Raw genomic sequence first — 19,054 nt, 5'->3', positions numbered from 1 at the left:
GTGGGCGCGGCTTTAGCCACGCGGCATGTCGGGCAGGCTCAGCTCGACGATATCGCCGGGGTCCAGACTGGTTTCCATCGTAGCGGGCACGGCGCGGGTCTCGCCACCGGTGCGGCGATAGATCGTGACGCTTGGTTCGATGGCAGCAAGCCCGGATTGCGGATCGCGCTTTTGCCCCGCTGCCAGCAAATGTCCGGCGATGATGTCCAATTCGGATTGCAGGGCGGCGCGTTCACGCAGCGCCGCGCGATAGGCCTCGCGGGTCTTGATGCGGTCTTGCGTCGCTACGATGTTTGTTTCATGGCGGATGCGCTCCATGGATTGGCGCGCCCGCGCGGCGAAGGCGTAATTTTCCAGCAGGTCGCGCGAGAGGCGGGAATCTTCGCGCTGCAATTCCATCAGTTGCGGCAGTGGCACCAGCCCGCGTTCGACAAGGGTGCGGGTGCGCTCGACCTCGTCATGCTGCAACTGCTGCTCCTTTTTCTGAAAGCTGGCTTGCTGTTCCAGCACGTCGATTTCGACCTCGGCGAGCTTTACGGCGGTTTTAGCATAGGCAAGGTTCGAGGCGCGCTGGAAGGCCAGATCGTGCAGTAGATCGGAATCGAGTTTGCGGATCGTGACGGTCTCGGGGAGGCTGGCGGTCGGGGCGGTGTTGTTTGGCCCCGAGTTGTTTGGTGCTGAGTTGTTTGGTGCTGAGTCTGGCGGGCTTGGCGTGGCGGCTTCGATTTGGGCAAGCTGGGCTTTGAGGCGTGTGATCTCGCTATCGGTCTGCGCCAGCGACAGAGATGTGGCGCGTTGTCGGGCCAGCAGTTCGAGCACCTGCCCAAGACCAACCGGCTCTACGTTCGAAGCGGTTTCCAGCCCGCCCGCCGAAATCAGCGCATGGCGCACCGTCAAGCCCGGCTCATAGGGCACCGCGCCGCTGCGTTTCACCGCGCCCCCGATATAGATCGGCCGGTATTTCGAGATTTCGACCAGCACCACCGGATTGAGCAGGATATTGTCTTTAACCAGCGCCGCCTTAATGCGCGTGCTGATCGTATCAAGATCGCTGCCCGCCACCTTGATGCCCCCGATCAGGGGCAGGCGGACGCGACCATCGGCATCCACGCGTGCATCGCGTGTCATCTCGGGTGTGCCGACAACCGAGACGTAAAGCACATCACCACGCTCGACCAGCGTATCGGCACGGGCGGGTGCACCCTGCGCCAAAAGCACCAGCGCAAGGACCAGCGCGAAAGGCAGGCCACGGATGGCGTTGCGCATTTTAGAAGATATCCCCACGGTTCCCTCCAGCGGCGTGATGGGCCAGACATCCCGGCCAGACACCCCAGAGTAGCGGGTTCGCGGCGCAGACCTAACATGCCTATCAGGCGTAAGCGGCGCGGATTTCTACCCCTTTTGACACCGCGTCGGGCCTGCGCCCTCATCCAGATGATGCGCGACCATGCGGAAAGCGGGCTTTCGCGCGCCCGACTGCGCGCGCAAGCTTGGGGGCGCGCCCCTGAGAGGGATCAGCCGGAGACCAGCCATTGCCTGCCTTCACATCTGCGACCAGATCAGCCTTGCCCGCGAATGGGCGTCCTGCGCGTCGCCATGCCGTGCGGCTAAGCTGGCGCGCGCTGGAGTGGTGGGGTGTTGCGATCGCGCTGTTCCTGTTGTCCGGCGCGGTATTTCCACTGTTGCTGATGGTGCAGTCGGGCAGCCTTGGCGATTCAGAGCGCGGCGTTCTGCGTCTGCTTCAGATTCCGGTGATTGCGATCACGGTGATCCTGTTGGGGCGGCATCTGGGCGCGCTATTGCTGGCGATCCGGCGAACCTTGCCGATGTTCATGCTTGCTCTGCTGGCTTTTACCTCGACCTTCTGGTCGATTGCGCCCTCGATCACGCTACGCCGCGCGATTGCGCTGATGGCGGCGATGTTGCTGGCCTATCTGTTGGCGATCCGGTTTACGCCGCGCCAGCTTTTGGTGCTGTTCTCATCCATCTTGGGGGCCTGTCTGGGCCTGAGCCTGATCGCTGGCATGCTCGCGCCCCAGATCGCCTTTATGCCCGATGATACCGGCCTGCGTGGTATTTATACCCATAAGAACGTTCTGGGTTGGGCTGCATCTTTGGCCTTCATTCTTGCGCTTGGATTGATGGCGGATGCAGGGGGGCGGTTGTTTCGCCGTGGTGTCGCCTTGTTGCTGGCCAGCATTGCCTGCCTCGTATTGTCGCAATCCTCAACCAGCTTGCTGGCGGCAATCACTGGATTGACGCTGTTCGGATTTTACACGCTTTTGCAGAGAAAGCGCGGCCTTGCACGTGCGCTTTTAGTGTTGGTGGCGTTGCAACTTGCCGCGCTATGTTTGTTATTCCTGGGCGAGTTTCTGGTGCCTGTGCTGGAATCACTGGGGAGGGACACGACGCTGACCGGGCGCGTGCCGCTGTGGCATCTGGTAGATGGCTATATCGGCCAGCGGCCTTGGCAAGGGTATGGCTATGGCGCGTTCTGGAGCGCAGCCAACCCCGCTAAATACGTTATCGAGGAGACGCTGCAATGGATTCCGCCGCACGCCCATAACGGCTATCGCGATATGCTGCTGAATTTCGGAGTTCCGGGGCTGGTGCTGCTGATGTTGACGATTGCGCGCGCGATCCGGCGGGGGGGCGTGTTGCTCTGCGCGCAGCCCGAAGCGGGATGGGCCTGGATGAATGTGAGCATCGGGGTGATGGTGGTGCTTAACCTGTCAGAAAGCAACTTTCTGGCGCAAAACGATATTCAATCGCTGATGATGATGACGGTCATTGCGATGTTCGGGCTGCGCGCGCCGCGCTAGAGTTAACGGGCGCGCGCATGGTCCTCACTTGCGCGCAGAGGCCAGAACGATACCGGTGTTTCAAAGGTAGTCGCCCCGCGCCAACACCTCGGCAGTGCGCGCCGCACTGGGCTTTTGGATGAAGCGCACGATATCGCGCGGCTACAAGCCGGTCGCGGCGGGGCGTGCGGCGTCGATCGCGACGAGAAACCGCTCGCGGTCTGCGACTACATGATCCGAGGGCGCGATCAGCGGCAGGCCATTGGGGGATGTGCGCTCAAGATGGATGGCGGCGGCCAGCACGCTTGGGGCGGTATTGCGCGCCAGCGGCTCGATCAGCACAGCCGAAGGGGTGATGCCCGCCGAGGCGAGTTGCTCGGTCACGATAAATCGGAAATCGGTATGGGTCAGCACGATTGGCGCGTGAAAACCTGCGCCCGACAGCCGCCGCGCCGCCGCTTGAAACAGGGTCTGGTCATCCATCAAAGGCGCGAATTGCTTGGGATAGATTTTGCGCGACAACGGCCAAAGACCTGTGCCAGAGCCGCCACATAACAGGGCAGGGGGGATTGTCGCCACGTCTTTGCCGCGATGCCGGTTAGCACGCGCGTCGGGGCGACTGTTGGGCGCATCATTCACGCGCTGCGCATCTGTCAGGTCGATGCCATGCGCCAATTTCGATCATCCTTTTGCAAAGTGAGGCAACGGGTCTGCAAGCGCGACGCGGCAGTCATCTGCGGGAGGGAATTGGGAACGCGCGACTTTTTTTATCGACCGCCATTGCGACAGGCTTGAAAATCTCCAGATCGTTGCGCGCGCGACCCTCTGGGTCTCGCAGGCTCCCCCATTTGGCGTAGGCGCTTCACCCTCTCGTGGCACGCTTGCGCCCAATGATGGAGGGCGCGCAGCCAGAAAGCGCAGCATTGCGTCATTCATCCAAGTTTTTCTGTGTTTGGGGCACGGCTACGCTCTGAATCTGGAAATATCCCGGAGCGTGCGATGACCCTGCGAGATCAGATTTCGGACATGCCTATCAACGGTGCACGGCAAAGCAATGCTGTGCATCTTCCCCCGCTTGCGCCTGCCTTAGAGACGACCAATGTGCTGGGCGTGGCGGTGTCCGCGCTCAATATGGATCGCGCGATTGCGCTGGTCGAAGACGCCGTGCGCACGCGTCGGCGCGGCTATATCTGCGTTGCGGGCGCGCATGGGCTTGTCGAATGTCAGTCCGATCCCAGCTTGCGCGATGCCTATAACGCCGCGATGGCCGTAACGCCCGACGGTATGCCGCTGGTCTGGGCGCTTCATAGCGACGGCCATGAGGATGCCGGGCGGGTCTATGGCCCCGATCTGATGCGCTTGCTGTTCGCCAAGGGCGTCTCCAGCGGGATGCGTCATTTTCTGTATGGCACGACGCCCGAGTCGCTGACGCGGCTAAGTGTGGCGCTGCAAGACCAGTATCCGGGGGCCGAGATCGTGGGTGTGTTAGCGCCTCCGTTCCGCCCTTTGAGTGCGCAGGAAGAGGGCGAGGTCAGCGCGGTGATCAATGCCGTCAAGCCTGACGTGGTTTGGGTCGGGTTGAGCGCGCCCAAGCAGGAACGCTGGATGGCCCGGATGCGCGACAAGCTGGAGGCTCCGGTGCTGATCGGTGTCGGGGCGGCGTTCGATTTCATCGGTGGCAATAAGGCCAGCGCGCCTGCGTTTTTGCAACGCGCCGGGCTGGAATGGGCGTTTCGTCTGCTGACAGAGCCGCGCCGGTTGTGGCGGCGCTATGCCAAATGCGTGCCCCTCTACATCTGGCTGAGGTTCTTACAAAAAACCGGGCTGCGGCGCTTTGCGATCGTGCCTGCTGCGCCGGTGTCGGAGCTTGCAAAGTCAAAGGGGGCCGCGCAATGAGCAAACCCGAGAAAGACCTGCTGAGCGCGCCGATTACATGGCAATCAAGCGAAGCTGGCTCTGCTGACATGCATGCAGATCCGGCTGCCGCGCAAAGCGTAACCTACGCGCCTGCGATGTCACAAAAGACACGGCGCGCGATTTGCGCAGGCGCGGTCGCGCTGGCAGATCTGGTGGCCTTTGGCGCGGCCTATTTGCATCTGAGCTTTGTCGCCAATCCCGCAATGCTGGGCGTTGTTCCCGTGATGATCGCGCTTACGGTTGTGGCGCTGCACTGGATGATCGGATTTTATCCCGGTGATCGCTTGCAGCCGCAAGAAATATTGCGCCGTCACGCGTTGGCGTTTCTGGCGGCAGCTCTGCTTGTGGCGGCCATTGGCGGGTTTGATCAAGGGGGGTGGTCAGGCGTCGCGATGTCCGAGGTGTTCCTGATGATCGCGATGATTTTGCAGGTTCCCGCGCGCTATCTGGTGCAGCATTTCCTACATCACGTTGGACTATGGGGCACGCCCACCCGCTTTCTCGCAGACGCTGAAAAAGCGCGCGCGCTTGAGACGTTCTTTACGCTCAACTGGCGGTTTGGGTTGCTTCCGACGCAAGACACGGGCGCCATTGCCGCGCTTGATTACGTCCCGACGCGCGAGGATGCGACTGATTTGCATCGCGGTTACGACAAGGTTCTGGTGCTGGCCGATTTGCCGAAGCAGCGCGTCTCGGGGATTGGCCCGCGCGCGATGCGTGGGGCGGTCGGAGAGTGGATCGCAGACCCGTCCTTCGTTCCGATCAGCGCGCGCAAACGCGCCTTTGATCTCGCGATTGCGGTTCCGGCCCTGATCTTGGCGGCTCCGGTGCTGGCGCTCGCGAGTGTGGCGATCTGGATGGTCGATCCCGGCCCGGTGTTTTACCGTCAGGCGCGCGATGGTCATAATGGCCGTGCGTTGCGCATGCTCAAGCTGCGCACGATGTATCGCAATGCCGATGCGCGGCTGCAGGCGTTGCTGCGTGACGATCCTGTCGCGCGCGCCGAGTGGGAAACCCATTTCAAGCTGCAAAACGATCCGCGCATCCTGCCGGTTGTCGGAAAGGTCCTGCGCGGTTCAAGCTGCGATGAGCTGCCGCAATTGCTGCATGTGATCGCGGGCGAGATGAGCATCGTCGGCCCGCGCCCGTTTCCCGAGTATCACTTGGCTGCAATGCCCCCGGAGTTTCGCCTCAAGCGCAGCGCGGTCGCGCCGGGGATCACCGGGCTGTGGCAGATCACGGCGCGCAGCGATGCCGATCTCGCGCTGCAGCAACAACTTGACGAACATTACATCGATAACCGGTCCGTCTGGCTCGACCTGTGGATCGTTCTTGGAACCTTTGGGGCTCTGCTCGGTCGCAAGGGAGCTTACTAACTGCGCGTGGTGGGCGCGCTGAACTGGTGAAGAGGAGTGGGATATATGTGTGCGGAAAAGACAATTCTCGTGACGGGGGGGGCAGGGTTTCTCGGCTCTTACTTGTGTGAACGCCTGCTGGAAGCGGGCAATGACGTGCTATGCCTCGACAATTTCCATACTGGCAGCCGGAACAATATTCGCCATCTGATGGATGATTACCGCTTCGAGTTGATCCGTCATGACGTGACCGTGCCGATCTGCGCCGAGATTGACGAGATCTATAATCTCGCCTGTCCCGCTTCTCCGGTGCATTACCAGATTGACCCCGTGCAGACCGTGCGCACCAATGTGCACGGCGCGATCAACATGCTGGATCTGGCGATGCGCGCCAATGCCAAGATCTTTCAGGCCTCCACCAGCGAGGTTTACGGCGACCCGGCGGTGCATCCTCAGGTCGAGGGGTATTGCGGCAACGTCAATCCGATCGGGCCGCGCGCCTGTTACGACGAGGGCAAGCGCTGCGCCGAGACGCTGTTCTTTGACTATCACCGCCAATATGGTGTCGATATTCGCATGGCGCGGATCTTCAACACCTACGGGCCGCGGATGCGCCCTGATGACGGGCGCGTGGTGTCGAACTTCATCATGCAGGCGCTGCGCGGTGAGCCGATCACGCTGTATGGCGACGGGATGCAGACGCGCTCGTTCTGTTATGTCGATGATCTCATTCGCGGCATCATGGCGCTGATGGATGCACCCGCGACCATGCCGATGCCCTGTAATTTGGGCAATCCGGTGGAATTCACGATGCGCCAGCTTGCCGAGACGATCCTTGATCTGACTGGCTCGCGCTCGGAGCTGACGGTGCGTCCGTTGCCTCAAGATGATCCAACGCAGCGCCAGCCCAATATTTCGCGGGCGCGCGAGCATCTGGGATGGGCTCCCACGATTGAGCTGCGCGAAGGGTTGCAACGCACGATTGCCTATTTTGAGCGCGAACTGTCTTCTCCGGCGCGCGTTCAGCAGCCGCGCAAGACTCCGCTGGTGCGCCGCACCCGCCCCGTTCAACCCCATGCCGAGGCGCTGGCGCGCGGCGTGGTTTCCAACGGAGCAGGTCTGTGAAACTCATCGTGTTCGGCCATCGGCTGGAACTCGGAGGAACGCAGATCAACGCGATTGAGCTTGCCGCCTATCTGCGCGACCGGCACGCTTTCGACATCGTGTTTCACGCCGCGCCAGGTCCAGCTTTGGATCTGGTCGCGGCGCATAACCTGGTCTATTCGCCCGCGCCCGATGTGCGGCTGCACCCGTCTATGGCGCGCATCAAGGCGTTGCGGGCGCTGGTGACGCGCGAACAGCCCGATCTTATTCACGCGTGGGATTGGTGGCAGGGCCTTGAGGCCTATAGCGGCGTGCATTTGCCGATGGGCGTGCCGCTGGTGATCTCGGATATGATGATGGAGTTGACGCGGGCGATGCCGCGTGAGGTGCCCACGACCTTTGGCTTTGTCGGCCAGCAAGAGCGCGCGCAACGCAGCGGCTGGCGGCGCACGCATCTGCTGTTGCCGCCCGTCGATACGCGGGCCAACGCGCCCGGTGTCGTCGATGGGGGGGCGTTTCGTCAGCATTACGGGTTGAACGAGGATGAGATCGTGGTGATCTCGGTCTCGCGCCTTGCCAAGGTGATGAAATCCGAAGGGCTGGTGCGCGCGATTGAGGTGGTCGGCGAGCTGGGGATCACGCTGCCGCTGAAACTGGTGATCGTCGGGGATGGTGAGGCGCGCCCGGAATTGCAAAAGATGGCCGATGCGGTCAATGCCCGATTGGGCCGCGCGGCGGTGATGCTGATCGGTGCGCTGCGCGATCCGCGCCCGGCCTATGCGGCCAGCGATTTCGTGCTTGGGATGGGTGGCTCGGCGCTGCGCGGGCTGGCCTTTGCCAAGCCACTTGTCGTGATCGGAGAGCGTGGCTTTGCGCGTCTGTTTACGCCCGAAACTGTGCCGGAATTCCTCCAAAACGGCATGTTCGGACACGGTGATGGCCACCCGGGCAATCCCGAGATGTCCGAGGCGTTCGCAACGCTTGCTCAAAACCCGCAGATGCGCCGTACGCTCGCCGCGTTCGGTCGCGATTTCGTCGTGACAAATCACGGGTTGGAGGCCGTCGGCGACGGTCTCGCGCGGTTCTGTCGCGAGGCGGCCAGCGCGCGTGCGCCGCTAACGCAAACGCTGCGCGATGTCTGCCGCACGTCGTATTACTACCTGCGCGAGCGGCGCTTTCGTGTGGCCTCGCGCGATCTGCCCGCTAAACCCTGAACCCGGATAGGAGGTCAGAACGTGGTCCGTCGCTCTTTTGTCTTTGCGCTCGCTGACAAGCTGTCCGTCGTCATGATGAGCCTTCTGACAATGGCCATCGTGTCGCGCATCCTGACCCCGGCCGAGGTCGGGCTGTTTCTGGTGGCCAGCACCATTGTGATCCTGATCGAGGCGTTTCGCGATTTCGGCATCGGCACCTTCCTGATCCGCGAGCCCGACCTGCCCGAGCGATTGGTGCGCACGGCGGTGACGATCATCGGCGCGATGTCATTGACCCTTGGCGCGTTGGTGGTGATCGGCGCGCAGGGGATCGCGCGGTTTTACGGCGACACGGATCTGACCGATTTGATCCGGATCGCGGCGCTGGCTTTTGTCGTGGCCCCCATCAGCACGCCGCTTCTGGCGCTGCTGCGCCGGGACATGCGGTTTGGCGCAGTGGCCGCGATCAGCGTGGCGGCGGGCTTTGCCAATGCGACCGCGACCATCGGGTTGGCACTGGCGGGGTTCGGGCCGTTCAGTCTTGTCTGGGGCTCGGTGCTGGCGGCCTGTGTCACCGCCATCGGGGCGATGATTTCGCGCCCGGTCTGGCGGATTTTCCGCCCGACGTTACGCGACTGGCGGCTGGTCGTGCCCTTTGGCGCATGGTCGAGCATCGTCACGCTGCTGGGCATGTTGTTTGACGCTTTTCCGCGCCTGATTTTAGGGCGGGTGCTGGGGTTTGGCGCGGTGGGGCTGTTTGCGCGCGCGATCTCACTGTCGCAATTGCCCGACCGGCTGATCCTAAGCGCGGTGCAGCCCGTGTTGCTGCCCGCCCTCGCCAGTCACGCGCGCGGCAATGGGGCGCTCAAGGCACCGCTGCTGATGGGGTTGTCGTATATCTCGGGGCTGCAATGGCCGGCGCTGGCGATGATCGCGGTGCTGGCCGATCCGATTGTGCGCCTGCTTTTGGGGCCGCAATGGCTTGAGGTCGTGCCGCTGGTGCGCATCGTGGCGCTCGCCTTCTTCTGCGTTTTCCCGATCTATTTGTGCTACCCGGTTCTGGTAACGCTGGGGCGGGTGCGCGATATGGCTGTGGCGATGATGATCGCGCTGCCGCCCTGTTTCGCGATCATGCTTGGCGCGTCGACTTTTGGACTGCATGCAATGGCGCTTAGCCTGTTTCTGACGGGGCTGCTCCAGGTCATCACCTTGCTGATCTTCGTGCGTCGTCAGGTGCCATTTGCACTGTCCGAGCTGGGCGAGGTTCTGGTGTGCAGCGCAGGCGTGACGCTGGCGACCCTCGCCTTGCCGGGTGTTGTCGTTCTGGCGGTCGGTTCGTGGGGCGCGCTTGGCGTCACCAGCACCGTTTTGGCCGTTCTTGGCGCGGCGATTGGCTGGGTCGTGGGACTGTTCGCGCTGCGCCATCCGCTGTCGCAAGAGCTTGGGGCCGCGCGTGCCTTTCTGCGCGCGAGGCTCCCGCTGATCCGCTGGGCGCGTCAGCCCTGACGACCCGTGATGCGCCGGGGCGCCTCACTATCGTGGGGCACCCTCGACTGCATCGGGCCAACCCGTCATCTGATTGAGCAGGAAGGCCGCTTCGGTGCGGTTCGTTGCCTTGAGCTTTTGAAAGATGTTGCGGATGTGAACCTTGACGGTGCTTTCGCGCAGTTGCAGCTGATAGGCGATCATCTTATTGGCTGCTCCACAGCGCAGGGCATCGGCCACCGCAAGTTGGCGGTCGGTGAACTGGTCGAGCACCGTCACGCGGCCTTCGACTGGCTCGGGGGCGGGCTTGCGCAGCGCCATCAGCGCAGCGCGTGGCAGAAAGATCCCGCCGCCGACGGCAAGACGCGTGGCCTCGACGATATCGACAAAGCGCACGCAGGGCGAAATGTAGCCGGCCGCGCCACATTCCAGCGCCCAGATACTGGCCTCGATATCCTCGCAAGCGCCCAGCACGACGACCGGCACATCCCCAGCCTCGGCCACCAGTTTTTGCAGATCGGTGCGCAGCTTTTCATCCGTCAGAGAACGCGAGCCGAGATTGCTCAGAATGACTTGGCGAGCATCGGTTGAGCCCAGATCCGCGCGCCAATCGGCCAGCGATTCGTAATCAACGATGGTCGAGCTTTTGCAGCGTTGCTGCAAACATTGCACGAAACAGGCGCGTTCCAGTGCGCGATTGTCGATAACGACGTAAATATCGAAATCGGGCGCGCTATCGGAAAGCGGCGACAAGCGTTGCATATCCCCCGGGCGGCGCGTTTCATGCGGCGCCAGAAAAGGTGCAGGACGCGGGTCCGAGGTTGAAACTGCATCGCTATAGCTAATCGGTGTAAACCGTTCGGTTGTTTCCTCGTTCATTCGTTTTATCCCCTTCATGGTGTGAATATTGGGTTTCATCCGTGTGGGGTCGGATAGCTGCACAATTTCAGATAGTTATGTATCTTTTATTGTCATTGGCCGATTTGTTTACTCATCTTGATATTAACCTTTTCGTCTACTGACCTTTTGATTTCCATGGCCATCATTGGCTTAAGTTTTTATCTTTAGGTAGTAGAAGATCGGCCGCACTAACAAAGGTTAATAAATGTTTAAATATTTTGAAACTGCAAAGTTTCCTTATTTTTGAGAGCCATTTTCAGAAATGGTGCGCTCCGAATATCAGGACGAGAGTTGAACTGTCGGCCTCGACACCCGCATCTCTTGAGCGTTAGCCATCAGCAGGCGTTGGCCATTGCCGCGACCGGTCCAGATAGGGATGATAGATTTCGCGTCGCGATCACAGTCGGCGGACAGTCTTGCCGCTCTCGATGATCGCGCGACTGAGCGTTACGACAGCCGCGTGAAACTCCGGTGCGTCATCGTCTCGTGGGGCTGTTCGTGCGAGACGGCAGCATCCGACAGCCCCCCGTTGTCGTTCAGCGCCATCAGCCGCGATTCGCAGATGGTAAGCGCGGCTGATCCCGAAACGTCATGCGAATGCGGTAGGGGAATGGTCCCTTACGCGGGATTCCTGATGCCGCCTACTCACTGTGCCAAAATCAGCGTTCTTTTGCGGCATCGCAGAAAAACTGTATGCTTGCCCAATCTGTAGTAGCTTGAAGGTGTGTTTTGATCAAACGTGGTTCACGTGGCGCGTTCGATGCCCCGTTTGCGCATCTTGGAGGGGGACGATTGCCTATGATCGCGCATAGCAGCCCATTGCATCGCAAACTTGGAGCCTTCGCGACACTGTCGGAGGCTGAACTGGACGCTCTGGACACGTTTCAACGCCGACCGCGGTCCTTTGTAGCAGGGGATGAACTGCTCCATGAGGGGCAGAAGGGTCATTGTGCCTGGGTTTTGCTAGACGGGTGGATGTGTTCGTGCAAAATCCTAAAAGGGGGCAGTCGGCAGATCGTGGATTTTCGAATTCCTGGCGATTTTCTGGGCCTTCGAAGTCTGCTGTTTCGCAGCGCGGATCACAGTATCGAGGCCATCACGAGTTCGCGGGCCTCAGAGGTCAAGACCACCCAGCTCCTGCAAGCCTTCTCGACGACGCCCCGTCTGGCGACCGCCATGCTTTGGGCGGCCTCATCGGACGAAGCGATCGTCGCCGAGCGGCTGGTCAGCCTTGGGCGACGCGATGCCGTGGAACGTATGGCGCATTTCCTGCTGGAGCTTGGGGCGCGTCTCGAACTCGTCGGGCTGGCCACGAAGCGCGGCTTCGACTGTCCTTTGACGCAATATCATCTGGCCGATGCGCTTGGGCTCAGTGCCATCCATGTCAATCGTGTTCTGCGGATCCTGCGCGAAGACGGGCTTTTGACGTTTCGCACTGGCAGGGTGACGTTTGACGATTTCGACAAATTGGTGGATCTCTCGGGGTTTCACACGGACTATCTGGATAACACTGGCCCGATGATAGTCTGATCCGCGTGACTGGCTCTGTTGATGGCGTGGATGCCGGTGGGGCAATGACGTATTGTTCTAGAAGTCCCCGCCTTGCATGCGGTTTGGTATTCTCGTTTGTGCATGGTATAAATTTCTTTCTTTTATGCGCATTTGAATAGAAAGAAATTTTAGCATGTCCTCACTTCAAATCCTTAAAGATCAACGCCGCGCACTTGGTCTGTCGCAAGCGCAGGTTGCCAAGCGTGCTGGTATCAGCATCCCCACATTGCGTGAACTGGAGAATGGTCAGGGCACCATCCGCTCGCTAACAGCTGTGTTGACGGTGCTCGATCTGCGTTGGGCCTGGGCCCCGAGCGCAGAGAGTGCTGGTGACGTGCTTTGCGAACGCCGCAAAGCTCTCGGGATTTCGCAGGCCGAGATGGCGCGCCGCGTCGGTTGTAGCCGGATCACGATCATGAATCTGGAGAAGACCTTTGTGGGGCGCGTGCCGACGTTGCTGAAAATGCTCGCGGCTCTTCGAATGCGCAAAGTGGTTCAGCCAATAGGCGCCGAGAAGGGGCGGCCGCTAAGTCCTGCATCGAACGGGTCAGAGCAGGATATCGTCATGACACCGCCTGCGCTTGCACGGGCGATCATCGGGCATTTTTCGCATGCCATGTCGGGTAGAATTCTTGATCCCTCGCGCGGGGAAGGGGCCTTCTACAACCAGTTTCCCAGTCATCTCGAGCGGGATTGGTGCGAAGTTTCGGCGGGGCGCAATTTTTTCGCATGGGGCGAGAGGGTGGACTGGGTGATGACAAATCCACCCTGGTCGCAAATCAGGGCGTTTACCCAGCATGCGATGCGGGTTGCGGATAATATCGTCTGGCTCGCCCCGCTGACGAATATAACGACGAAAGCGCGGTTGCGCGATCTCGAAGAGCACGGCTTTGGCGTATCGGAGCTACTCTTTGTCGATACGCCAAAGGGTGATGGCTGGCCACAAAGCGGGTTTCAGATCGTCGCGGCGCATTTGAGTAGGGGGTATCGCGGCGACTGGCGTGTTGGGCGGCTTTAGGGGGGTGTCGAGCGAAAAGTATGTCGGGCGCGAAAGCTGCATCCATCAAGGAAAAGACGCCGCCTAACCCTCTGCACTTACACCGAAATACGCCTTTCGCACCGCGTCCGAACCTTCCAGCTCTGCGCGCGTGCCGGACACTTCCATGCGACCGTGATCCATGAGATAGCCGCGGTCGGCAAGCGCCAGAAAGGCGATATTCTGCTCGGCGATCAGCAGCGACGTTCCGGTCCCAATTACCTCTTTCAGCGTCTCGATCACCTGACTGACAAAGACCGGCGCCAGACCCGACGACGGCTCGTCCAGCAAGATCAGGTCCGCCCCCGACATGAGCGTCTTGGCAAGGCCCAGCATCTTGCGCTGCCCGCCCGACAGAGATGCCGCCGCAGCGCGCCGCTTTTTCGCGAGATCAGGAAACATTTGATACATCTGATCGGCTCGCTGGCTCGCCTGCGACCCCGACAGCGCATAGGCACCAAGGCGCAGGTTTTCAGCAATCGACAGGGTCGGGAAAACCCCCAGTTCTGACATGTAGGCCATCCCGCGCCGGATCCGCGCGTCGGGTTTTAGCGCGCTGATATCCTTGCCGTTCAGGCAGATCGCTCCGCCACGGCAAGGCTGTAACCCGACCAAGGAGCGCAGCAGCGTCGTCTTGCCAGCGCCATTCACGCCCATCAACAGCACGGTCTCGCCCTTGGCGACCGTCATGTCGGCGCCCCAAAGAACCTGCACATCACCGTAACCCGCCTCGACCTTGTCGACTTCCAACAACGCACTCATACCGCACCTCCAAAAAACGCGGTGACCACGGCTGCATCCCGAGAGGCGGCCTCTAGGCTACCCTCAAAAATGATTTTTCCCGCAGATAAAACGATCACCCGCTCAGTCAGCGCGTTGAGAAACTCCATCAGATGCTCCACCACAATCAGCGACACGCCGCGCGCAGTGATCCCCTTGAGAAGGGTCGCGATTCCGGACAGTTCCGCCGGGTTCAGACCCGCGCCGATTTCATCGACCAGCAGCAGTTTTGGCCGTGTCGCCAGGGCGCGCCCGAGATCCAGCATCTTTTGCTGGTTCGCCGTCAACGCCCCGGCGGATTTGTCGGCCAGATGCTTCAGCCCGATCTCGGCCAAGATCGCGGATGTATCGGCGTCTTGGCCGCTGAAATGCGCGGCGACCTCAATATTTTCGCGCACGGTCATCGAGACAAAGCATTTGGGAACCTGAAACGACCGGTTGATCCCCGCTTTCACTCGCGTATGGCTTGGCAAGGTTTGAACTTCGGAGCCGTTAAACCGGATCGTGCCAGAGTCGGGGCGCAAAACACCCGAGATCAGGTTGATGACCGAGGTTTTTCCAGATCCGTTCGGACCGACAAGTCCAATGATTTCACCCTTTTGCAGATCGAAGTTCACACCGTTGAGAACTTTCAATCCAGAAAAGGATTTCTCAATGCCAGACAATTTCAAAAGCGGTTCAGAAGACATTGATGCCCCTCCGGGTCAGCAGCGAGAGGATCCCCTCGGGCAAGAACATCACCAATCCGACGATCAGAACGCCGTAGATCAGTTGGAAATATTGCGGTGCCGAAATGCCGATTGCATTATAAAGCGCATATAACAAGCCTGCTCCGATGATCGGGCCCAACACAGTGCCAACGCCGCCAAAAAGCGCGAACACGATTGCAAAGATCGATATCTGCAAGCTGAAAACCGCGTCCGGGTAAAACACCGACAGGTTCCATGCATAAATCGCTCCGGCGAGGCCAGCCACCGCAGCAGAGGTCAGCCACGCCATCAGGCGCATCCTGACCACGGGGATCGCGCTCATCTCGGCACTGACGGGGTCGTCGGCCATCGCACGCAGCCCCTGACCAAAGCGCGAATACCGGAAGTAAGCCGCGATCAGAGTGGTCAGCACGACCAACACGATCATCGCCGCATAGCTGGCGGTCGGGGCAAATATCCGGTCCAGCTTGACGCCGTAGGGGCCACCTGTGATGCCCGTCATATGCGGGTTTGAGATGACAAAGAATAGAATCTGCGAGGCGGCAAGGTTGGCAATCGAGAAATACGCCCCAGACAGCCGCAGCAGCGGCCCCAAGACAAGCGCGATCGCCATCGACGCCAGCGGGCCCGCCAGCACCGCGGCCCAGACCGGCGCGTGCAGTTTCATCACCATCAGCGCCGCAGCATACGCTCCGGTGCCGAAAAAACCGACATAGCCAAAGGGCAGATAGCCGGTGAAGCCGTAAAGCAGGTTCAGCCCTTGGGCGAGGACAATGAAGGTCATCATCATGAACAGAAGGGAGGTATTGCCATATCCCATCGGCGCCACGGAGAAGACCAAAGCCAATAGCGCAGCGACCAACATCCCCGGCCAGAAGCGAGACCAATTCGACTTAAGCATGACGCACCGACTTTCCAAAAAGCCCCTGCGGACGGATCAGCACGATCGCGACAAGCAAAACGTAGGGAACAAGGTTTGACCACGAGGCATAGAAGGTTTGCATCAGCATCGAGCCGACACCGAATACCAGTCCGCCAAGAAGTGTTCCAATCGGATTGCCAAGAGATCCGATGATTAATATTGCGAAGGACGTGGTGGTTAGATCGTTTCCGATGCCGGGCGCAACCGAGCCTTGCAGATAAGGCACGAACACCCCCGCAGCGCCCGCCAGCGCGAGGCCGATGATGAATGCGATCGATGAAACGCGATCAACACTGATCCCGGTCGCCAGGGCCTCGTCGCGGTTGGCCATGATCGCGCGGGTGGCAAATCCCAGCCGGGTTCGCGTGAGGTAGAGCCATAGCCCGACTATCGCGACGACCGAAATACCTGCCGCCCACCACCAGCTTTCGGGAAAGGCTTGCCCAAATACCGAGGGGCTGCCCGAACCAAGCGCATCTGATGGCAACGTCCGTTGATCGGGACCAAAACCCAGCGTCACGAGTGCCTCAATGACCTGTGCAAGTCCGAAGAAGAGGATGAAGGATAGCATCTCGGGGTCGCGCGACCGCTGGAGCCGGGGCACGATGGCGTAATAGAGCGGAAAGCCGATCACGACCGCCCCGAGCGCCGCAAGCGGCACACCCCAAAGCGGGTTCAGCCCAAACGCCGAGGTCAGCCAGTAGGCTCCAAAGCCACCCAGCACGACGAACTCGCCATGGGCCAGATTGATGATCCGCATCACCCCGAAAATCAGATTTAGCCCCACCGCCACCAATCCAAAGAAGATGCCGTAAAGCAATCCTCCGACGATCGCGTATTCCAATAACGCCGTCATGCGCCCCCTCCGTCAGTAAGGGCGGCCCTCATACCGGGACCGCCCTGCACGTTTCATGTTACCAAGGCGGCCTTAGCCCTGCGGGGCAGGATAGATTGCTTTGCCAGTCGCCATCGCGTCGGGATAGACGACGACGGTTTTGAGGCTGCCATCCTTCTGGGGCTGGAACTGCGCGACCGGCAGCCTCTCGCCCATTTGCGCGCCCGTTTGGCTTAGCGCGAAGGGCCCGACCAATGTCGAGGTGTTGCCCGAGAATCCCTCAAGCGTGCTGCGGATCGTAAGCTGCTTCATATCGGGCGCGGTGCTCAAGGCCTTGGCCAACAATATCCCGGTGCTGTAGCCCGCTGTGTTAACAAAATTGGGCGCGGATTTGTGGCCGTCTGCCTCCCAAGCCTTGATGAACTGATCGGTGTTCAGACCAAGGCTGACCTGTTCATATTTGATCATTGGCGGGGCAGGGTAGGAATAGGTGTAGGCCAGCGCATCCTTGCCTGCGTTCTTTTCCATCAGCGCCTTGAACTGGCCGGGGAAAATCGTGAAGACCATCGGGAAATGCAGTCCGCTTGATTTTAGCGACTTCAGAAAAGCCACATCGTTGGACATGTAACCCAGTTCAACCATCGCCTGCGGTTTGGTTGCGGCGGCGGCATGCAACAGAACGGTGTAATTCGTCTCGTTGGTGGGAACTGCATGGTCATAGACCGGGGTGATGCCCGCCTTCTTCAACTCGCTCTTCAGCGTATCGGCCTGTGAGCTGTCAAAATCATTCGAGCCGTAGACAATCGCGACTTTTTTCACGCCTTGCTTGATCAGGTGTTTCGCGAGCGGAATCGGCCATACCCCCGATGACGGGATCGACAGATCAACCAGATACTTATTATCGTTGCTGAAAAAGCCTGCTGACGATCCGGTCACGTCGACCAATAGCTGATTGTGCTCTTTGGCAAGCGGAACAGCGACCGAGGTCAGCACCGAACCAAAATCAGCGACCAGCAGATCGACATGATCCTGAGTGATCAATTGATTATAAAGCGTCGTCGCGGTCGATGTTGAGCTTTGGTCGTCATAGGCGACAATCTTGACCGGGATTTTCTTGTTATAGGCCTTCACAAAAACGCCGCCGTCCTTGTTCACCTTCTTAGCCCAGAATTTCAGTCCGTCATATTGCGCCTGCGACGAGACAGCAAACTCGCCCGAGCCTGCATAAAGTGTACCAATCTTGATGACGCTGGGGGCGGTTTGCGCGCTTGCGCCGGTGGTTCCAATCGCGGCGGCAAGTGCGAAAGCGGCGCTGGCTGCGGTCAGCCTCGAACCTTTGAATGTCATAATTTTCCTCCCTATGCCCCACAGTTCGGGGCTGTTGCGGTGCTCCTCTGTAAGGCAGCTAAGCCACGTCCAAGGCCGTTTCGAGCATTCGGCCATTCAATCCACGTCACGACTTGGCGATACTTTGAGAGCGCCGCACATCGCCAATATTCAGGCAGGATGCCCAAGCCGAGAAAAACCAAGGCCCGCGCACGTCACGCTGCGGTGAGAGTGTCACGCGCAATGAGGTAGGTGGCATCCACGCCATCAACACAGCCCTCGGCAGGGCCGAGATCGAGGCCATCGCCTGAAAAGTAACGGGAAAGGGGATCGTCAGCCCCAACATTGATTTGCACAACAACGCCGGTCCTGTCGACAAAGGGGATTCCCACTGCGGCCTGATCGTGATTCAAGCTGGTATCTGCAAAAAAGATCAGCTTAGCACGAGACCTGATGTCGGACGAAGAGTGAGCGTTCTTTGAACGGTTCATCTTGGCTGTCCGCGCCCCGAATGGGCGGAAACCGGCCAACCACCGGCTTGTTCTTGATAGGATTTTCTGGATCGCGCGCACAGGCGCCCCGTCTTTGTTCACTCCTGCAGTGGCTTCCCTGATCTTGTCGTCGCGCCTGCGGCTCGTAAGCGATGCGCTGCCCCCACCTCCTTGTGCGCCCCTGATCCGAGATTCTGCCCCAATGGATGGATGATTAGGAAGTTTCTCCATGGAGCACTCAACGGAGTTTCTCAGCAACATTGATATGGTTGTGGGGCCGCGTGGTCACTGTCGGTGGCCGGATGCGGTGAAGGCGCAAATTGTGGCCGAGATGTTGGTTGAGGGTGCCTCGGTGGGCGCGGTTGCGCGGCGTTGTTGAGCAGCCCCACTTGGGTGGTCCGTGTTAAAAGTTAGTGCATGATTAGCCGTTGGTGGCTCTGTTGATGGCGTGGATGCCCCTGGCGCTTTCGACTGTGGCGTATGAACCATTTGAAGCGCAGAGCATAGTAAGCCCATACTTTTCCCCGTGCGACCTGTCTGGCCGTCTACTCGGCCCATTCGGGTAGGGTGATGGTGGGCGTGATCTGATTTAACTCGCTGCGGGGCGGAAGACGACGAGATGTAAGCGGCGTCTGGCCCCCACCTTTC

Annotated in this window: 18 protein-coding genes and 1 pseudogene; 10 read left to right on the top strand and 9 right to left on the bottom strand. The window is 60.1% G+C overall.

The features are described 5' to 3' along the window. Nucleotides 1-12: 12 nt before the first annotated feature. Complete coding sequence (locus DT23_RS11210; protein ID WP_038131272.1) at nt 13-1,266, bottom strand: polysaccharide biosynthesis/export family protein; 1,254 nt, start codon at nt 1,264-1,266, stop codon at nt 13-15. Between the two features lie 266 nt (nt 1,267-1,532). Between DT23_RS11210 and DT23_RS11205 the strand changes: the two genes are divergently transcribed. Continuing rightward, nucleotides 1,533-2,822: an O-antigen ligase family protein gene (locus tag DT23_RS11205; RefSeq protein WP_156023933.1), complete on the top strand. Its 1,290-nt coding sequence runs from the start codon at nt 1,533-1,535 to the stop codon at nt 2,820-2,822. A gap of 141 nt (nt 2,823-2,963) precedes the next feature. Here DT23_RS11205 and DT23_RS11200 read toward each other — a convergent pair whose 3' ends face one another. Further along, nucleotides 2,964-3,476 (bottom strand): sugar phosphate nucleotidyltransferase, encoded by a 513-nt coding sequence (locus DT23_RS11200; protein ID WP_051697233.1) that lies wholly within the window; start codon nt 3,474-3,476, stop codon nt 2,964-2,966. A gap of 324 nt (nt 3,477-3,800) precedes the next feature. Between DT23_RS11200 and DT23_RS11195 the strand changes: the two genes are divergently transcribed. From DT23_RS11195 to DT23_RS11175, 5 genes are read left to right on the top strand one after another with little or no spacing between them, the layout of a single operon-like run. After that, entirely contained in the window at nt 3,801-4,697 is an 897-nt protein-coding gene (locus tag DT23_RS11195) for a WecB/TagA/CpsF family glycosyltransferase (RefSeq protein WP_240473595.1), read from the top strand. Further along, on the top strand, nt 4,694-6,094 hold the full coding sequence (locus DT23_RS11190) for a sugar transferase (protein ID WP_038131271.1): 1,401 nt from the start codon (nt 4,694-4,696) through the stop codon (nt 6,092-6,094). The genes DT23_RS11195 and DT23_RS11190 overlap by 4 nt, the downstream gene beginning before the upstream one ends. A gap of 45 nt (nt 6,095-6,139) precedes the next feature. Beyond that, on the top strand, nt 6,140-7,198 hold the full coding sequence (locus DT23_RS11185) for a UDP-glucuronic acid decarboxylase family protein (protein ID WP_081847115.1): 1,059 nt from the start codon (nt 6,140-6,142) through the stop codon (nt 7,196-7,198). Next, nucleotides 7,195-8,391 carry a glycosyltransferase family 4 protein gene (locus tag DT23_RS11180; RefSeq protein WP_051697232.1) on the top strand — a complete coding sequence of 399 codons (1,197 nt, stop codon included), beginning with the start codon at nt 7,195-7,197 and terminating at the stop codon, nt 8,389-8,391. Before DT23_RS11185 ends, DT23_RS11180 begins: the two co-directional genes overlap by 4 nt. A 21-nt stretch (nt 8,392-8,412) precedes the next feature. Next, on the top strand, nt 8,413-9,876 hold the full coding sequence (locus DT23_RS11175; protein ID WP_038131270.1) for an oligosaccharide flippase family protein: 1,464 nt from the start codon (nt 8,413-8,415) through the stop codon (nt 9,874-9,876). 27 nt (nt 9,877-9,903) lie between these two features. On the opposite strand, the gene DT23_RS11170 is transcribed toward DT23_RS11175, so the two are convergent. After that, nucleotides 9,904-10,734 carry a response regulator transcription factor gene (locus tag DT23_RS11170; RefSeq protein WP_051697231.1) on the bottom strand — a complete coding sequence of 277 codons (831 nt, stop codon included), beginning with the start codon at nt 10,732-10,734 and terminating at the stop codon, nt 9,904-9,906. 819 nt (nt 10,735-11,553) lie between these two features. Between DT23_RS11170 and DT23_RS11165 the strand changes: the two genes are divergently transcribed. Continuing rightward, the gene (locus DT23_RS11165; RefSeq protein ID WP_038131269.1) at nt 11,554-12,285 is read left to right on the top strand and encodes a Crp/Fnr family transcriptional regulator; all 732 of its coding nucleotides are present in this window, start codon (nt 11,554-11,556) and stop codon (nt 12,283-12,285) included. Nucleotides 12,286-12,439: 154 nt separating this feature from the next. Next, the gene (locus tag DT23_RS19075; RefSeq protein ID WP_081847113.1) at nt 12,440-13,324 is read left to right on the top strand and encodes a helix-turn-helix domain-containing protein; all 885 of its coding nucleotides are present in this window, start codon (nt 12,440-12,442) and stop codon (nt 13,322-13,324) included. Nucleotides 13,325-13,387: 63 nt separating this feature from the next. Here the strand turns inward: DT23_RS19075 and DT23_RS11155 are convergent, their stop codons facing one another. From DT23_RS11155 to DT23_RS19715, 6 genes are all read right to left on the bottom strand, one after another. Continuing rightward, a complete protein-coding gene (locus DT23_RS11155) occupies nt 13,388-14,104 on the bottom strand; it encodes an ABC transporter ATP-binding protein (RefSeq protein WP_038131268.1) in 717 nt (238 codons plus the stop codon). Next, nucleotides 14,101-14,811, bottom strand: a complete 711-nt coding sequence (locus tag DT23_RS11150) for an ABC transporter ATP-binding protein (protein WP_038131263.1) — start codon at nt 14,809-14,811, stop codon at nt 14,101-14,103. Before DT23_RS11150 ends, DT23_RS11155 begins: the two co-directional genes overlap by 4 nt. After that, nucleotides 14,801-15,733 (bottom strand): branched-chain amino acid ABC transporter permease, encoded by a 933-nt coding sequence (locus DT23_RS11145; RefSeq protein WP_051697230.1) that lies wholly within the window; start codon nt 15,731-15,733, stop codon nt 14,801-14,803. Before DT23_RS11145 ends, DT23_RS11150 begins: the two co-directional genes overlap by 11 nt. Beyond that, the gene (locus DT23_RS11140; RefSeq protein WP_038131262.1) at nt 15,726-16,610 is read right to left on the bottom strand and encodes a branched-chain amino acid ABC transporter permease; all 885 of its coding nucleotides are present in this window, start codon (nt 16,608-16,610) and stop codon (nt 15,726-15,728) included. Before DT23_RS11140 ends, DT23_RS11145 begins: the two co-directional genes overlap by 8 nt. Nucleotides 16,611-16,682: 72 nt before the next feature. Then, complete coding sequence (locus DT23_RS11135) at nt 16,683-17,936, bottom strand: ABC transporter substrate-binding protein (protein ID WP_051697229.1); 1,254 nt, start codon at nt 17,934-17,936, stop codon at nt 16,683-16,685. A 194-nt stretch (nt 17,937-18,130) separates the two neighbouring features. Continuing rightward, nucleotides 18,131-18,406 (bottom strand): hypothetical protein, encoded by a 276-nt coding sequence (locus DT23_RS19715; RefSeq protein WP_162177229.1) that lies wholly within the window; start codon nt 18,404-18,406, stop codon nt 18,131-18,133. Between DT23_RS19715 and DT23_RS19065 the strand changes: the two are divergent. Both DT23_RS19065 and DT23_RS19520 read left to right on the top strand, forming a co-directional pair. Next, a pseudogene (locus tag DT23_RS19065) lies at nt 18,348-18,497 on the top strand (IS5/IS1182 family transposase); the annotation flags it as partial. The gene DT23_RS19715 and the pseudogene DT23_RS19065 sit on opposite strands and share 59 nt — an antisense overlap. A gap of 138 nt (nt 18,498-18,635) precedes the next feature. Continuing rightward, the gene (locus DT23_RS19520; RefSeq protein WP_156023931.1) at nt 18,636-18,785 is read left to right on the top strand and encodes a transposase; all 150 of its coding nucleotides are present in this window, start codon (nt 18,636-18,638) and stop codon (nt 18,783-18,785) included. Nucleotides 18,786-19,054: the final 269 nt, after the last annotated feature.

It is taken from the genome of Thioclava indica, assembly GCF_000714545.1.
GTDB classification, from domain to species: domain Bacteria; phylum Pseudomonadota; class Alphaproteobacteria; order Rhodobacterales; family Rhodobacteraceae; genus Thioclava; species Thioclava indica.
Note: the sequence above shows the minus strand (reverse complement) of the source record. Positions and strands in the feature narration are given on the sequence as shown.

Excerpts from the sequence above, each read along its gene's own strand:
- DT23_RS11210 (WP_038131272.1), bottom strand. The coding sequence starts at position 1,266 with ATGCGCAACGCCATCCGTGGCCTGCCTTTCGCGCTGGTCCTTGCGCTG.
- DT23_RS11195 (WP_240473595.1), top strand. The coding sequence starts at position 3,801 with ATGACCCTGCGAGATCAGATTTCGGACATGCCTATCAACGGTGCACGG.
- DT23_RS11190 (WP_038131271.1), top strand. The coding sequence starts at position 4,694 with ATGAGCAAACCCGAGAAAGACCTGCTGAGCGCGCCGATTACATGGCAA.
- DT23_RS11185 (WP_081847115.1), top strand. The coding sequence starts at position 6,140 with ATGTGTGCGGAAAAGACAATTCTCGTGACGGGGGGGGCAGGGTTTCTC.
- DT23_RS11170 (WP_051697231.1), bottom strand. The coding sequence starts at position 10,734 with ATGAACGAGGAAACAACCGAACGGTTTACACCGATTAGCTATAGCGAT.
- DT23_RS11165 (WP_038131269.1), top strand. The coding sequence starts at position 11,554 with ATGATCGCGCATAGCAGCCCATTGCATCGCAAACTTGGAGCCTTCGCG.
- DT23_RS19075 (WP_081847113.1), top strand. The coding sequence starts at position 12,440 with ATGTCCTCACTTCAAATCCTTAAAGATCAACGCCGCGCACTTGGTCTG.
- DT23_RS11155 (WP_038131268.1), bottom strand. The coding sequence starts at position 14,104 with ATGAGTGCGTTGTTGGAAGTCGACAAGGTCGAGGCGGGTTACGGTGAT.
- DT23_RS11150 (WP_038131263.1), bottom strand. The coding sequence starts at position 14,811 with ATGTCTTCTGAACCGCTTTTGAAATTGTCTGGCATTGAGAAATCCTTT.
- DT23_RS11145 (WP_051697230.1), bottom strand. The coding sequence starts at position 15,733 with ATGCTTAAGTCGAATTGGTCTCGCTTCTGGCCGGGGATGTTGGTCGCT.
- DT23_RS11140 (WP_038131262.1), bottom strand. The coding sequence starts at position 16,610 with ATGACGGCGTTATTGGAATACGCGATCGTCGGAGGATTGCTTTACGGC.
- DT23_RS11135 (WP_051697229.1), bottom strand. The coding sequence starts at position 17,936 with ATGACATTCAAAGGTTCGAGGCTGACCGCAGCCAGCGCCGCTTTCGCA.
- DT23_RS19715 (WP_162177229.1), bottom strand. The coding sequence starts at position 18,406 with ATGAACCGTTCAAAGAACGCTCACTCTTCGTCCGACATCAGGTCTCGT.
- DT23_RS19520 (WP_156023931.1), top strand. The coding sequence starts at position 18,636 with ATGGAGCACTCAACGGAGTTTCTCAGCAACATTGATATGGTTGTGGGG.